At 71.8% G+C, this 14,047-nt stretch carries 12 protein-coding genes and 2 tRNA genes; 13 read left to right on the top strand and 1 reads right to left on the bottom strand.

The annotated features are described in order from the left end of the window. Nucleotides 1–36 precede the first annotated feature (36 nt). The 12 genes from AC1RNL_RS06280 to AC1RNL_RS06335 all read left to right on the top strand — a co-directional run bounded on the left by AC1RNL_RS06280 (nucleotide 37) and on the right by AC1RNL_RS06335 (nucleotide 12,636). The gene (locus AC1RNL_RS06280; RefSeq protein WP_492934738.1) at nucleotides 37–942 is read left to right on the top strand and encodes an NAD(P)-dependent oxidoreductase; all 906 of its coding nucleotides are present in this window, start codon (nucleotides 37–39) and stop codon (nucleotides 940–942) included. 263 nt (nucleotides 943–1,205) lie between these two features. Further along, the gene (gyrB, locus tag AC1RNL_RS06285; RefSeq protein WP_492934739.1) at nucleotides 1,206–3,233 is read left to right on the top strand and encodes a DNA topoisomerase (ATP-hydrolyzing) subunit B; all 2,028 of its coding nucleotides are present in this window, start codon (nucleotides 1,206–1,208) and stop codon (nucleotides 3,231–3,233) included. Between the two features lie 16 nt (nucleotides 3,234–3,249). After that, complete coding sequence (gene gyrA / locus AC1RNL_RS06290) at nucleotides 3,250–5,898, top strand: DNA gyrase subunit A (protein ID WP_492934740.1); 2,649 nt, start codon at nucleotides 3,250–3,252, stop codon at nucleotides 5,896–5,898. Continuing rightward, on the top strand, nucleotides 5,895–6,302 hold the full coding sequence (locus tag AC1RNL_RS06295; RefSeq protein WP_128190578.1) for a DUF3566 domain-containing protein: 408 nt from the start codon (nucleotides 5,895–5,897) through the stop codon (nucleotides 6,300–6,302). Before gyrA ends, AC1RNL_RS06295 begins: the two co-directional genes overlap by 4 nt. 75 nt (nucleotides 6,303–6,377) lie before the next feature. After that, nucleotides 6,378–6,454 (top strand) — tRNA-Ile (locus AC1RNL_RS06300). A 29-nt stretch (nucleotides 6,455–6,483) separates the two neighbouring features. Further along, nucleotides 6,484–6,556, top strand: a tRNA-Ala gene (locus tag AC1RNL_RS06305). A gap of 174 nt (nucleotides 6,557–6,730) precedes the next feature. Continuing rightward, nucleotides 6,731–7,039 (top strand): GIY-YIG nuclease family protein, encoded by a 309-nt coding sequence (locus tag AC1RNL_RS06310; RefSeq protein WP_146354641.1) that lies wholly within the window; start codon nucleotides 6,731–6,733, stop codon nucleotides 7,037–7,039. A gap of 152 nt (nucleotides 7,040–7,191) precedes the next feature. Beyond that, nucleotides 7,192–8,583, top strand: coding sequence for a threonine/serine exporter family protein (locus AC1RNL_RS06315; protein WP_225792635.1), 1,392 nt, complete (start codon nucleotides 7,192–7,194; stop codon nucleotides 8,581–8,583). 76 nt (nucleotides 8,584–8,659) lie between these two features. Beyond that, the gene (locus tag AC1RNL_RS06320; protein WP_146354643.1) at nucleotides 8,660–9,994 is read left to right on the top strand and encodes a DUF2254 domain-containing protein; all 1,335 of its coding nucleotides are present in this window, start codon (nucleotides 8,660–8,662) and stop codon (nucleotides 9,992–9,994) included. A 114-nt stretch (nucleotides 9,995–10,108) separates the two neighbouring features. Further along, nucleotides 10,109–11,998: a BCCT family transporter gene (locus AC1RNL_RS06325; protein ID WP_492934741.1), complete on the top strand. Its 1,890-nt coding sequence runs from the start codon at nucleotides 10,109–10,111 to the stop codon at nucleotides 11,996–11,998. 9 nt (nucleotides 11,999–12,007) lie between these two features. Beyond that, nucleotides 12,008–12,442, top strand: coding sequence for an NUDIX hydrolase (locus tag AC1RNL_RS06330; RefSeq protein WP_492934742.1), 435 nt, complete (start codon nucleotides 12,008–12,010; stop codon nucleotides 12,440–12,442). Continuing rightward, nucleotides 12,442–12,636 (top strand): hypothetical protein, encoded by a 195-nt coding sequence (locus tag AC1RNL_RS06335; protein WP_128190395.1) that lies wholly within the window; start codon nucleotides 12,442–12,444, stop codon nucleotides 12,634–12,636. Before AC1RNL_RS06330 ends, AC1RNL_RS06335 begins: the two co-directional genes overlap by 1 nt. A 98-nt stretch (nucleotides 12,637–12,734) precedes the next feature. On the opposite strand, the gene AC1RNL_RS06340 is transcribed toward AC1RNL_RS06335, so the two are convergent. Next, the gene (locus AC1RNL_RS06340) at nucleotides 12,735–13,334 is read right to left on the bottom strand and encodes a hypothetical protein (protein WP_492934743.1); all 600 of its coding nucleotides are present in this window, start codon (nucleotides 13,332–13,334) and stop codon (nucleotides 12,735–12,737) included. A gap of 143 nt (nucleotides 13,335–13,477) precedes the next feature. Between AC1RNL_RS06340 and AC1RNL_RS06345 the strand changes: the two genes are divergently transcribed. Continuing rightward, entirely contained in the window at nucleotides 13,478–14,017 is a 540-nt protein-coding gene (locus AC1RNL_RS06345; protein ID WP_128190397.1) for a peptidylprolyl isomerase, read from the top strand. The last annotated feature ends 30 nt before the right edge of the window (nucleotides 14,018–14,047 follow it).

Genomic DNA, 14,047 nt, shown 5'->3' on the forward strand with positions numbered 1-14,047 from the left:
CTCCTCCTCCCGCACGCATCGCAGAACGGAACAGCAATGACCAGCACCAGCACCGTCGCCGTCATCGGCCTCGGCGCCATGGGCCTGCCCATGGCCGCGCGGCTCGCGCAGCGCTTCGACGTCCGAGGGTTCGACATCGCCGAGCAGCGCGTCGAGCTCGCCGCCGAGCAGGGCGTCGCGCCCGCATCGTCCGCCGCGGAGGCGGTCGCCGGCGCCCAGGTCGTGCTCGTCGCGGTGCGCACGGGCGAGCAGCTGCGCGAGCTGCTCTTCGGCGACTCGGGCCTCGCCGACCACCTCGCCGAGGGGGCGGCCGTCGTGCTCACGAGCACAGTGGGCACCGACGGCATCGCCGAGATCGCCGACCGGCTCGCGTCCTCCGGTGCGCACCTCGTGGACGCGCCGCTCTCCGGCGGACCCGTGCGGGCCGGCGACGGCGACCTGCTCATCGTCGTCGGCGCCGAGCCGGCAGCACTCGAGACCGCGCGCCCGGTGCTCGAGCAGCTGTCGTCGACGCTGTCGATCGTGGGAGACCGGCCCGGCGACGGCCAGGCGCTCAAGACCGTCAACCAGCTGCTGTGCGGCGTGCACATCGCGGCCGCCGCCGAGGCGCTCGCGCTCGCCGACGCGCTCGGCCTCGACCGCGAGCGCACCCTCGAGGCGCTCACCGCCGGCGCGGCAGGCTCGTTCATGCTCGGCAACCGCGGCCCGCGGGCGCTGCGGGCCTACGACGAGGGCGGCGCCGAGGTGCTGAGCCGCCTCGACATCTTCGTGAAGGACATGGGGATCGTGGGCGCGGCGGCCCGCGCGCACCACCTGGCGGCGCCCGTCGCCGCCGCCGCCGAGCAGCTGTTCCTGCTCGGCGAGGCGCAGGGCCTCGGCGAGCTCGACGACTCCGCGGTCATCCGCGTGGTGGCGCCCACGAGGCGCGGCGACGCGGCCTGACGGATGCGTCGCTCGGGTCCGGTGCCGGAGGGCGCCGGGCCCGTCGTCGTTCCGGCGGGGTATCCACCTCCGTGCCGAACCGGCCCGCGCAGGCCCGCGGACGCATCCTGGGCCTCAGAACGCGAGAACGCCGGTGTGTTCTGTCCTCAGACTGACGGATCGGCGCTCAGAGGCGCGTTCGGCACCGGCTCCACCGCCTCGCGGGGTAGAATCGGAGGGTTGCGCGGCCCCCGTGGCTGCGCGGAAGGCGGACGCGGAGAACGATGGCGAACGAGCACGGTGGACCGGCGCAGGACCTGACGTCCAAGGGGCGTGAGCAGGGCGACTACGGCGCCGACCAGATCCAGATCCTCGAGGGCCTCGAGGCGGTGCGGAAGCGCCCCGGCATGTACATCGGCTCGACCGGGCCGCGCGGCCTCCACCACCTGGTCTACGAGATCGTCGACAACGCGGTCGACGAGGCGCTCGCCGGCCACTGCGACAGCATCGACGTGACGATCCTCCCCGACGGCGGCGTGCGCGTCGCCGACAACGGCCGCGGCATCCCCGTCGACCCGCACTCCTCCGACCCGTCGAAGTCGACGGTCGAGGTCGTGCTCACCGTGCTGCACGCCGGCGGCAAGTTCGGCGGCGGCGGCTACGCGGTCTCCGGCGGCCTGCACGGCGTCGGCTCCTCGGTCGTGAACGCGCTCTCGTCGCGGCTCGAGGTCGAGATCAAGCGGCAGGGGCACGTGCACCGGCAGTCGTTCGCGGTCGGCGAGCCCGAGGGCCCGCTGCAGACCGGCGAGGCGACCGACGCGACGGGCACGACCGTCACCTTCTGGCCGAGCGCCGACATCTTCGAGACCGTCGAGTTCGACTACGAGACGCTCGCGAAGCGCTTCCAGCAGATGGCGTTCCTCAACAAGGGCCTGCGCATCGCGCTCGAGGACCTGCGCCCCGAGGCGCTCGAGCAGCCGGGCGGCGACGACAGCGCCGAGCCCGTGCAGCGCTCGGACGAGTACCTCTACGAGCAGGGCCTCAAGGACTACGTCGCCTACCTCAACGAGTCGAAGAAGTCGGAGCCGGTGCACCCGGAGATCATCGACTTCGAGGCCGAGGACACCGAGCGGCGCATCTCGGTCGAGATCGCCATGCAGTGGACGGGCTCCTACCAGGAGGCGGTCTACACCTACGCGAACACGATCAACACGCACGAGGGCGGCACCCACGAGGAGGGCTTCCGCGCGGCGCTCACCACGCTCGTCAACCGCTACGCGCGGCAGACGAACCAGCTCAAGGAGAAGGACGAGAACCTCTCGGGCGAGGATGTGCGCGAGGGCCTGACCGCGATCGTCTCGGTGAAGCTCGGCGAGCCGCAGTTCGAGGGCCAGACGAAGACCAAGCTCGGCAACACCGAGGCGAAGTCGTTCGTGCAGCGCGTCACCGGCGAGGAGCTCGGCCACTGGTTCGAGTCGAACCCGGCGTCGGCGAAGGAGATCGTGCGGAAGGCGATCCAGGCCTCGACCGCGCGCATCGCCGCGCGCAAGGCGCGCGAGCAGACCCGCCGCAAGGGCCTGCTCGAGTCGGGCGGCATGCCCGGCAAGCTGAAGGACTGCCAGTCGAAGGACCCGATCATCTCGGAGATCTTCCTCGTCGAGGGCAACTCGGCCGGCGGCTCGGCCGTGCAGGGTCGCGACCCCTACACGCAGGCGATCCTGCCGCTGCGCGGCAAGGTGCTCAACGTCGAGAAGGCGCGCCTCGACCGCGCGCTCGGCAACGCCGAGATCCAGTCGATGATCACCGCCTTCGGCGCGGGCCTCGGCGAGGACTTCGACCCCGGCAAGGCGAGGTACCACAAGATCGTGCTGATGGCCGATGCCGACGTCGACGGCCAGCACATCACCACGCTGCTGCTGACGCTGCTGTTCCGCTACATGCGGCCGCTCATCGACATGGGCTACGTGTACCTCGCCGCCCCGCCGCTCTACAAGCTGAAGTGGACGAACGCCGAGCACGAGTACGCCTACACCGACCGGGAGCGCGACGAGCTGCTCGCCGCCGGCTCGGCCTCTGGCAAGCGCATCCCCAAGGACAACGGCGTGCAGCGCTACAAGGGCCTCGGCGAGATGAACTACTCGGAGCTGTGGGAGACCACGATGGATCCGGCCACCCGCACGCTCAAGCAGGTGACGCTCGACGACGCCGCCGTGGCCGACGCGATCTTCTCGACCCTGATGGGCGAGGACGTCGAGGCCCGCCGCACCTTCATCCAGAAGAACGCGCGCGACGTGCGCTTCCTCGACATCTGAGCCTCGGAGACCGACGATGACTGACGAGACCCCCACCGCCGAGCCCTTCGACCGCGACGCCCCCAACCACGGCGCGATCGAGCAGGTCGACCTGCAGCTCGAGATGCAGCGGTCGTACCTCGACTACGCGATGAGCGTCATCGTCGGGCGCGCGCTGCCGGAGGTGCGCGACGGACTGAAGCCGGTGCACCGCCGCGTGCTCTACGCGATGTACGACGGCGGCTACCGCCCCGACAAGGCGTTCTCGAAGTGCTCGCGCGTCGTCGGCGACGTCATGGGGCAGTTCCACCCGCACGGCGACTCGGCCATCTACGACGCGCTCGTGCGCCTCGTGCAGCCCTGGAGCCTCCGCTACCCGCTCGCGCTCGGCCAGGGCAACTTCGGCTCCGCCGGCGACGACGAGGCGGCCGCCCCCCGGTACACCGAGACGAAGATGTCGCAGCTCGCCATGGAGATGGTGCGCGACATCGACGAGGACACCGTCGACTTCCAGGACAACTACGACGGCCGCACGCAGGAGCCGTCCGTCCTGCCCGCCCGGTTCCCCAACCTGCTCGTCAACGGCTCGGTCGGCATCGCCGTCGGCATGGCCACGAACATCCCGCCCCACAACCTCCGCGAGGTCGCCGACGGCGCGATCTGGCACCTCGAGCACCCGGATGCGTCGAGGGAGGAGCTGCAGGCGGCGCTCGTCGCGCGCATCCACGGCCCCGACTTCCCGACGGGCGCGCAGATCCTCGGCACCCGCGGCATCCAGGAGGCGTACCGCACCGGTCGCGGCTCGATCACGATGCGCGCGGTCGTCACGGTCGAGGAGGTCCAGGGCCGCACCGCGCTCGTCGTCACCGAGCTGCCGTACCAGGTGAACCCCGACCGCCTCGCGGTGCGCATCGCCGACCTCGTCAAGGACGGCAAGCTGCAGGGCATCGCGAACCTCGAGGACCAGACCTCGGGCCGCACCGGCCAGCGCCTCGTCATCACGCTCAAGCGCGACGCGGTCGCGAAGGTCGTGCTCAACAACCTCTACAAGCACACGCAGCTGCAGGAGAACTTCGGCGCGAACATGCTCGCGATCGTCGACGGCGTGCCGCGCACGCTGCCGATCGACGGCTTCATCACGCACTGGGCCGACCACCAGGTCGAGGTCATCGTGCGCCGCACGCAGTTCCGCCTCGCCAAGGCCGAGGACCGCATGCACATCCTGCGCGGCTACCTCAAGGCCCTCGACGCGCTCGACGACGTGATCGCGCTCATCCGCCGCTCGCCGACGCCCGACGAGGCGCGCACGGGCCTCATGGAGCTGCTCGAGATCGACAAGCGGCAGGCCGACGCCATCCTCGAGCTGCAGCTGCGCCGGCTCGCCGCGCTCGAGCGCCAGAAGATCCACGACGAGGCCGACGAGCTCGAGCGCCAGATCACCGACTTCCGCGACATCCTCGCCAAGCCGGAGCGCCAGCGCTCGATCATCGTCGACGAGCTCACCGAGATCGTCGCGAAGTTCGGCGACGACCGCCGCACCGAGATCATGCACGGCTACGACGGCGACGTGTCGATGGAGGACCTCATCCCCGAGGAGCAGGTCGTGGTGAGCCTCACGACCGGCGGCTACATCAAGCGCACCCGCATCGACCAGTACCGCGCCCAGCACCGCGGCGGCAAGGGCGTGCGCGGCGCGCAGCTGCGCAGCGACGACGTCGTCGAGCACTTCAGCGTCAACTCCACGCACGACTGGATGCTGTTCTTCACGAACCGCGGACGCGTGTACCGGATGAAGGCGTACGAGATCGCCGAGGCCGGCCGCGACGCGAAGGGGCAGCACGTCGCCAACCTGCTCGCGTTCCAGCCCGACGAGCAGGTGCAGACGGTGCTCACGCTGCGCGACTACCAGCAGGCCGAGTACCTGGTGCTCGCGACGCAGCAGGGGCAGGTCAAGAAGACGCGCCTCGAGCTGTACGACACGAACCGCACCGGCGGCATCATCGCGATCAACCTCGCCGACGACGACCGCCTCATCTCGGCGATGCTCGCGAACTCCGACGACGAGATCCTCGTGGTGACGACGCTCGGCCGCGCGGCCCGCTTCGCCGCCACCGACGAGGCGCTGCGGCCGATGGGTCGCGCCACCGGCGGCGTGCGCGGCATCCGCCTGCGCGACGACGACCAGGCGCTCGCCGCCATGGTGATCGGCGAGGAGGGCTACGTCTTCGTCGTCACCGAGCAGGGCTTCGGCAAGAAGACGAAGGTCGCCGACTACCCGACGAAGGGCCGCGGCACGCAGGGCGTGCTCACCTTCGCCTCCGGCGACCACGACCGCGGTGCGCTCGTCGGCGCGACGATCGTGCACGACGGCGACGAGCTGCTGCTCATCCGCACCTCCGGCAAGGTCATCCGCTCGAGCGTCGACGAGGTCGAGGCACGGGGCCGCACCACGATGGGTGTGCAGTTCGCCGAGAAGTCGGCCACCGACCTGGTGATCTCGATCGCCCGCAACGTCGAGCGCGACGTCGAGGAGGAGGTCGCCGAGGCCGCACCGACGGCCGCCGCCGACGCATCCGCCGCCGAGGCGCCGACCGCGGCCGCGGAGGCGGAGGGCGCTATCGTGGACGCCACGGACCCGGCAGACGCCGACCGCACGGACGACGTCACCGAGGAGACCGACGAATGAGCATCGCCGAGAAGCTGCAGAGCAAGTCGCCTCGCCGCAGCGGATCGAGCAAGCAGGTGCGCCTGCGGCTCGTGCACATCGACTTCTGGTCGGCGATGAAGGTGTCGGCCGTGCTGGGCCTCGTGCTCGGCATCGTGCAGCTCGTCGTCACCTTCGTGGTGTGGACGCTGCTGCAGATCGTCGGCCTGTTCGGCAAGGTCGACGAGGTGATGCGCGACATCCTCGCCGACCCCGACTTCGCGATCACGTCGCTGCTGTCGCTGCCGCAGGTGATGATGTTCACGCTGCTCGTCGCGGTGCTGAACTTCGTCGTCATCACGGTGCTGGGCGCGGTCATCGCCGTGCTCTACAACCTGTCGGTGCGCCTCACGGGCGGCCTGCAGGTCGGCTTCGCCAACCAGTAGGCCGGCTCGTCGCGGGCATCGACCCGACCGGGTCCTGCGGGCCCTGCGGGTCTGGTAGAGTCGATGCTTGTGCTCGGGGCTATAGCTCAGGCGGTTAGAGCGCTTCGCTGATAACGAAGAGGTCCATGGTTCGAGTCCATGTAGCCCCACCACGCACGACTCCCACGGCCGTCACGGCCACGGGGCCTTAGCTCAGTTGGTAGAGCGCCTGCTTTGCAAGCAGGATGTCGGGAGTTCGATTCTCCCAGGCTCCACGGTCAGCCCCGCTCCGGCGGGGCTCTCGTCGTCTCCGGCCGCTCGTTCCACTTGGTCGAGGAGCGCGCCGCCGCAGGCGGCACGCGTCACGAGACCACCCGCACCTCAGCGACTGTCCACAGGCGAGCGCTCCACACCATTACCGGCAGCACGCGCCATGCCATCGTGCCGCGATGCCCCACATGTACATCCTCGAGTGCTCCGACGGATCGTTCTACGTCGGCAGCACCTGGGACGCCGACTACCGCCTCGCCCAGCACCAGCGCGGGGAGGGATCCCAGTACACGAAGCGGCGGCTGCCCGTGAAGCTCGTGTACTGCGAGTACTTCGAGCGCCGGGATGAGGCGTACTGGGCGGAGAAGCAGGTGCAGGGATGGAGCCGGCGCAAGCGGCTCGCACTGATCGAGGGGCGGGCGGATGCGCTACCCGGTTCGACGGGGAGGCGCCGAGCGCGCGTGGGCGAGCCTGGGGACAGTCGCTGAGGTGCACCTGGTCTCGTGACGCGTGCCGCCTCCGGCGGCGCGCTCCTCGACCAGGCGGGGACGGCGGGTGGTCTCGTGACGCGAGCCGCCTGCGGCGGCGCGCTCCTCGACCAAGTGGGAGGGGGTGGTGCGCGGATGCGAGGATGGAGGCGATGGACGAGCGGCAGGACTGGCGGCAGCGCATCGCGCGCGCGATCCGCACCGACCCGGCATCGCGACCCATGACCGAGGCGCTCCTCACGATCGACGAGGTGCACGCGCGGAAGGTCATCGACCTCGCGATGCGGATCGCCGAGGCGCTCACGGCCGTCGGCGCATCCGCCAACGACGTCACGCTCGCCACCGCCCGCGTCGCCGCGGCGCTCGGCATCAAGCCGGTGCACGTCGACGTCACCTACAACTCGATCGGCGTCTCGTACCACCGCAACCACGACGACCTGCCGATCACGCTGCTGCGGGTCGTGCGCGCGCCGGTGCCCGACCACGCCAAGCTGCAGCGCCTGCAGGCGCTCGTCGTCGAGATCGAGCACGGGCTCGAGCTCGAGCAGGCCCGCTCCCGCTTCCACGCGATCCGTCGCACGCCCTTCATGTACCGGCCCACGTTCGTCGTGCTCGCGCAGGGGATGCTCGCGGTCGGCGTGTGCGTGCTGTTCGGCGCGTCGTGGCTCATCGCCGCGATCACCTTCCTCGCCTCGTGCGCCGCCGCGGTCGCGCAGCGCGGCATGGCGCGGCTCCGCGTGCCGTTCTTCTTCTCGCAGATCGTCGGCGCGCTGGTCGTCACGGCGGCGGCCGCCGCGACCGGGGCGCTGTCGGAGCTCGGCGTGCCGATGCTCGAGGGCGTGCGGCCGTCGATCATCGTCGCGGCCGGCATCGTCCTCATGCTCGCCGGGCTCTCGGTGGTCGGCGCCGCTCAGGACGCGATCGACGGCTTCGCGCTCACCGCCGGCGGGCGCATCCTCGAGCTCGTCATGGCCACGCTCGGCGTCGTGCTGGGCATCCTCGGCGGCCTGTCGCTCGCGAGCTCGCTCGGCGCGGGCTTCGTGCTCACGAGCGACGCCCCCGCGCTCGGCGCCCTGCCGCTGCAGTTCAGCGGCGCGGTGATCATCGCGATCGCGGTCGCGGTCATGAACGGCGCCGGCCTGCGCACGACGCTCGTGAGCGCCGTGCTCGGCACGATCGCCTGGCTCGGCTACTCGGCCGGCACGGCGGGCGGGCTCGACGTCGCCGTCGCGAGCGGCCTCGGCGCGCTCATCGCGAGCTTCGTCGGCATCCTCATCGCCCACCGCCTCCACGTGCCGTCGATCGCCGTCACCACCGCCGCGATCGTGCCGCTCGTGCCCGGGTACGCGGTCTTCCGCGGCCTGCTCGAGCTCGTCGAGACCGACGGCTCGCCCACGAGCCTCATCATCGGCTTCGCGACCCTCATCGGCGCCGGCGCGATCGGCATCGCCCTCGCCTCCGGCGCGTCGCTCGGGCTCTTCCTCGGCGCGCCCTTCCGCGACACGGTCGAGAGCGTGATGCGCGGCAGGGGCCGCGCCCGCTGATCCGGGCGCGCGCGCAGGCCCCCCGGCTACGGTGGGAGCGGCTGCTGCCGGCGCCTGCCGCAGCGGGGAGGTGACGATGCAGCGCGAGCCCGACGGCGGCACCGACGAGGTCGGCGCGCTGCCCCGCACCCGATCGATCAGCCGCTGGGACCGGCTGTGGCGCCCGTTCTGGGTGCTGCCGATGGTGATCGTGGTCGCCGCGGTGCTCGCCGGCTACCTCGTGCCCGAGCTCGACCGGCTCGCGGCGGACGAGCTGCCCTACGTCTTCCCGGGCGGACCGAACGGCGCGCGCGACATGCTCGGCACGATCGCCGGCGCCATGATCTCGGTCACCGGCCTCGTCTTCTCGATCACCATGGTGGTGGTGCAGCTCGCGAGCAGCCAGTACAGCCCCCGCATCCTCGGCGACTTCCTCGCGAGCCGCACGACGCAGGTGACGCTCGGCATCTTCGCCGCGAGCTTCACGTACGCGCTCACGGTGCTGCGCTCGGTGATCGGGGAGTCGGGCGAGGGCGGCGCGTTCGTGCCCCAGCTGGCGGTGACGCTCGGCTTCCTCCTGGTGCTCGCGAGCGTCGGCATGTTCCTCGCGTTCATCCACCACATCACGCGGTCGATCCAGGTCTCCTCGATCGTGTCGAGCCTGGGCGACGACACGCTCGACGTCGTGCGGCGGTACTTCCCGGAGCCCTCGTCGCCGGGCGCCCGGCTCGGCGCGGTCCGCTGGGACGGCGAGGAGGGCCTCGAGCCGCAGACCGTCGCGGCCGAGGAGCACGGCGCGGTGGTCGAGCTCGACCACCGCGGGCTCGTGGCGCACGCCGCGGAGCACGACCTCGTGCTCGAGGTGCTGCTGCAGGTCGGCGACGCCGTGCCCGAGGGCCTGCCCGCGCTGCGCGTCTGGCGACCCGTCGGCTCGCCGCCGCTCGACGACGAGCGCCTCGCGCCCATCCGCCGCCTCGTGGCCGTCGAGCAGGATCGCGTGCTCAACCAGGATCCGGCGCTCGGCATCCGCAAGCTCGTCGACATCGCCGAGCGCGCGCTCTCGCCCGGCATCAACGACCCGACGACCGCGGTGCAGGTGCTCGACGAGCTGCACCGCATCCTCCGCCTCACCGTCACGCGGGCAGAGCTGCCCGCCCTCGTGTCGCGCGACGGCAGGCTGCGCCTCGTGCACCGGCCGCAGCGCGTCGAGCAGCTCATCGACCTCGCCATCGCCGAGCCGCTCCACTACGGCGAGGGGTCGCTGCAGGTGCCGCGACGCATCGCGGCCATGGTCGACGACCTCCGGGCGGTCGCGCTCGCCGAGCACCGACCGGCGCTCGAGCGGTGGGCGAGGCGGGCGGATGCGGTGGTGCGGACGCAGGAAGCGCGGCACGCGGGCGACCCACAGGCGCAGCCGGGGGACACCCCTTAGGGTTCGCCGTTTCGCCTCCGGCTCGCATCCCGAGTACCGTTGTCGGGGCCTCCGTGCGTCGACATCGACGTTCCGGGGGCATTTGACAGCGATGCGTGAAGCGATTCGAGGCACATGAGCGAGCAGACGACACCCGGCACCGACACCAGCACCAGCGCTCCTCCTGCCGACGGCTTCACCCACCACCCGGCGCTCGACATCCCGCCGCTGCCGGTCGAGGACGCGGAGCGCAAGCCGCTCGACCGGATCGTCTTCGGGATCGCCGCCGCCGTCGCGCTCGCCTTCGTGCTCTGGGGAACCCTCGGCACCGCGTCGCTCGGCACGGCCGCCGGCGCGGGCGTCGACTGGGTCGTGCACAACACGGGCTGGCTCTTCGCGCTCGCCGCATCGGGCTTCGTCGTCTTCATCGTCTGGATCGCCGCGAGCCGCTTCGGCCGCATCCCGCTCGGCGACGACGGCGAGGACCCGGAGTTCTCGACGATGTCGTGGATCGCGATGATGTTCTCGGCGGGCATGGGCATCGGCCTCGTCTTCTACGGCGTCACCGAACCGGTGAGCCACCTCGTCACGCCGCCGCCCGGCACCGGCGGCGGCGACGACGCCGAGGCCGTGCGCACGGCCATGGCGACGACGATGTTCCACTGGTCGCTGCACCCGTGGGCGATCTACGCCGTCGTCGGCCTCGCGCTCGCCTACACCGGCTTCCGCAAGCGCCGGCCGCTGCTCATCTCGTCGGCGTTCACCGCGCTCGTCGGCAAGCGCACCGTCGAGGGACCGGTCGGCCGCGCGATCGACATCTTCGCCATCTTCGCGACCCTCTTCGGCTCGGCGACCTCGCTCGGCCTCGGCGCGCTGCAGATCGGCTCGGGCCTCGAGCTGGTCGCCGGCATCGGCGAGGTCGGCAACGGCGTGATCATCGCCATCATCGCGATCCTCACCGCCCTCTTCGTCGTCTCGGCCGTCTCGGGCATCTCGCGCGGCATCAAGTGGCTGTCGAACACCAACATGGTGCTCGCCGGCGTGCTCGCCCTGTTCGTGCTCGTCGTCGGCCCCACCGTCTTCATCCTCAACCTGCTGCCCACGACCATCGGCGCGTACTTCGAGCAGCTCGCCGTCATGTCGGCGCGCACCGAGGCGGCCGGCGGCGAGGCCGTCGCCGCGTGGCTGTCGGGCTGGACGATCTTCTACTGGGCCTGGTGGGTGAGCTGGACGCCGTTCGTCGGCATGTTCATCGCGCGCATCTCGCGCGGCCGCACCATCCGCCAGTTCGTCACCGGCGTGCTCGTCGTGCCGTCGCTCGTCTCGCTCGTGTGGTTCGCGATCTTCGGCGGGCTCGGCATCGACCTCGAGCGCGCGGGCATCGACCTCGGCAGCTCCGGCACGCCCGAGGCGACGCTCTTCATGGCGCTCGGCGAGCTGCCGCTCGCGCAGATCACGGCGATCGTCGTCATGGTGCTCGTCGCGATCTTCTTCGTGTCGGGCGCCGACGCGGCCTCGATCGTGATGGGCACCCTCTCGCACCGCGGCTCGCTGCGGCCGAGCCGCGCATCCGTCGTCTTCTGGGGCGTCGCGACCGGCGCCGTCGCCGCCATCATGCTGCTGCTCGGCGGCGAGGACGCGCTGGCCGGCCTGCAGCAGGTGACGATCATCGCGGCACTGCCGTTCGTCGTCATCATGGTCGGCCTCGCCGTCGCCCTCACGCGCGACCTCTCGCAGGACCCGGTCGTCGTGCGCCGCGCCTACGCGGTCGCGGCGGTCGAGCAGGCGGTCGTCGCGGGCGTCACCGAGCACGGCGACGACTTCCAGCTGACCGTCGAGCAGACCGCGCCCGGCGAGGGCGTCGGCGAGCTCGTGCCCACGCAGCCCGTCGACCCCGCCGCGCTCCCGTCGACCGAGGCGCCGAGCGCCCGCTCCGACGACGAGGCGGCGGATGCGTCGGGTGACGGGCCCGCGGACGGTCGCGCCGACGCAGTGGCCCGGCCCGAGGAGCCGCCCCGGCCGTAGGATGGCGCAATGCGCATGCGAGTGGCCGCCTACGCCCTCATCACGAGGGGCGAGGGCGACGACGCGCAGATCCTGCTGCCGCACTGGCGCGAGGGCGGCATGTCGGGCTGGACGCTGCCGGGCGGCGGCGTCGAGCCGGGGGAGCACCCGGCCGACGGCGCCGTGCGGGAGGTCAAGGAGGAGACCGGCTACGACGTGCGGCTCGTGAGCCTGCTCGGCGTCGACTCCGCCGTGCTCTCGAGCGCCGCGCGCGGCGACGAGCTGCAGGCGCTGCGCATCCTCTACCGCGCCGAGATCATCGGCGGCGAGCTCGCGGTCGAGGTGGGCGGCACGACCGACGACGTGGCGTGGCACGCGCTCGCGGGTGTGCCGGAGCTGCGGCACGTGCACGCCGTCGACTGGGCGCTGCGCCACCTCGGCGACGCCGGATCGCCGCTGCGCTGATGCCCGCCATGCCCCCGCTGGTCGTGCTCGGCCTCGCCCTCATGGCGGCGAGCGTCGTCATCAGCGGCATCGACATCGTGCGCACGATGCGCTCCGGGCGGGAGCCCGAGCGGCGGCTGCGCGCCTTCCTGCTCGCGGCCGGCGTGCTCATCGCCGGCGGCATCCTCGTGGTCGTCGGCTCGACCCTGGGCTGAGCCGGCGGAGCACGTCCGGGCGGCGGAGCGCTCCCGAGCCCGGCCAGCACGCAGCAGGGCCCCGCCTCGCGGCGGAGCCCCTGCTGTCGAGCGTCGGATCAGGCCTGCGGCGAGCCGGCCTCCGGGCCCTCGGCGAGGCCGCCGGAGGGCTGGTCGACCGGGCGCGGCGGCGCGTCGATCGCCGAGTCGGCGGCGTCGGGGATCCAGAGGTCGTCGTCGGCGCGGAGCGTCTGCCACGCGGCGTAGGCCGCGCTCGCGACCGCCACGGCGCCGGCGCCGATGAGGAGCCACTGCCAGGCGTTGGGACCGCTCTTCGCGGAGTGCGCGGGCGAGACCTCGGGCACCGTCGTGTAGCGGCGCACGCTGTCGATGGCGTCCTTCACGCGGTCGTCCTTGGCGATCTGCGCCATGGCCGCGAACGAGCCGAGGCCCGATGCGATGGCCGGCACGACCGACGAGTTCCAGCCCCGCGTGGCGCGGGAGAGGGTGTTGCGGCCGGCGTCGACGCCGCGGTGCACGTAGCGCTCGGCGGTCGGACGCAGCGACTCGTTGCCGTAGGCGCGAGCGGCCTCGCGGGCCTCGCGGGCGATCTCGGCGGCGTGGTGGTTCACCACGCGCTGCTCGGCCCAGAGCTTGTCGGCCTGCTTGCGGAGCTTCTTCACCTGCTTCGCGCGCTTGCGCGAGAGTTCGAGCGACATATCCGTCCTTCCGTGGGGAGAGCCTGCGGCTGATCATTGCAGGTTTTCCTGGACGCGTCACCCAGCGGACGAGCGGTTTCGCTGTCGTCGAACCTGCCCCCTCCGACGGGCTCCGCAGGCCCTCGCTGTGGGAGGATCGAGGCATGGCTCACCACACTGCTGTCGCGACGATCCGCACGAACCTCGGCGAGATCAAGGTCAACCTCCTCGGCGACCACGCCCCCAAGACGGTGCAGAACTTCGTCGAGCTCGCCACCGGTGCTCGCGAGTGGACGCACCCCGGCACCGGCAAGACCTCGACCGACCCGCTCTACGACGGCGTCGTCTTCCACCGCATCATCCCCGACTTCATGATCCAGGGCGGCGACCCGCTCGGTCAGGGCGTCGGCGGCCCCGGCTACCAGTTCGACGACGAGATCCACCCCGAGCTCGACTTCAACGCGCCGTACGTGCTCGCCATGGCGAACGCCGGCATCCAGGGCGGCCGCGGCACGAACGGCTCGCAGTTCTTCATCACGACCGTCGCGACCCCGTGGCTCAAGGGCAAGCACACGATCTTCGGCCTCGTCGAGGACGAGGCGTCGCGCAAGGTCGTCGACGCGATCCAGGCCGTGCCCACCGACGGCCGCGACCGTCCGCTCGAGGACGTCGTGATCGAGTCCGTCGAGATCCAGCAGGCCTGACCCCAGGTGTCCGCCGCCCCGCCTGCCGAT

Source organism: Agrococcus sp. GW821-FHT14H11 (assembly GCF_058803545.1).

Excerpts from the sequence above, each read along its gene's own strand:
- AC1RNL_RS06280 (WP_492934738.1), top strand. The coding sequence starts at position 37 with ATGACCAGCACCAGCACCGTCGCCGTCATCGGCCTCGGCGCCATGGGC.
- gyrB (WP_492934739.1), top strand. The coding sequence starts at position 1,206 with ATGGCGAACGAGCACGGTGGACCGGCGCAGGACCTGACGTCCAAGGGG.
- gyrA (WP_492934740.1), top strand. The coding sequence starts at position 3,250 with ATGACTGACGAGACCCCCACCGCCGAGCCCTTCGACCGCGACGCCCCC.
- AC1RNL_RS06295 (WP_128190578.1), top strand. The coding sequence starts at position 5,895 with ATGAGCATCGCCGAGAAGCTGCAGAGCAAGTCGCCTCGCCGCAGCGGA.
- AC1RNL_RS06310 (WP_146354641.1), top strand. The coding sequence starts at position 6,731 with ATGCCCCACATGTACATCCTCGAGTGCTCCGACGGATCGTTCTACGTC.
- AC1RNL_RS06315 (WP_225792635.1), top strand. The coding sequence starts at position 7,192 with ATGGACGAGCGGCAGGACTGGCGGCAGCGCATCGCGCGCGCGATCCGC.
- AC1RNL_RS06320 (WP_146354643.1), top strand. The coding sequence starts at position 8,660 with ATGCAGCGCGAGCCCGACGGCGGCACCGACGAGGTCGGCGCGCTGCCC.
- AC1RNL_RS06325 (WP_492934741.1), top strand. The coding sequence starts at position 10,109 with ATGAGCGAGCAGACGACACCCGGCACCGACACCAGCACCAGCGCTCCT.
- AC1RNL_RS06330 (WP_492934742.1), top strand. The coding sequence starts at position 12,008 with ATGCGCATGCGAGTGGCCGCCTACGCCCTCATCACGAGGGGCGAGGGC.
- AC1RNL_RS06335 (WP_128190395.1), top strand. The coding sequence starts at position 12,442 with ATGCCCGCCATGCCCCCGCTGGTCGTGCTCGGCCTCGCCCTCATGGCG.
- AC1RNL_RS06340 (WP_492934743.1), bottom strand. The coding sequence starts at position 13,334 with ATGTCGCTCGAACTCTCGCGCAAGCGCGCGAAGCAGGTGAAGAAGCTC.
- AC1RNL_RS06345 (WP_128190397.1), top strand. The coding sequence starts at position 13,478 with ATGGCTCACCACACTGCTGTCGCGACGATCCGCACGAACCTCGGCGAG.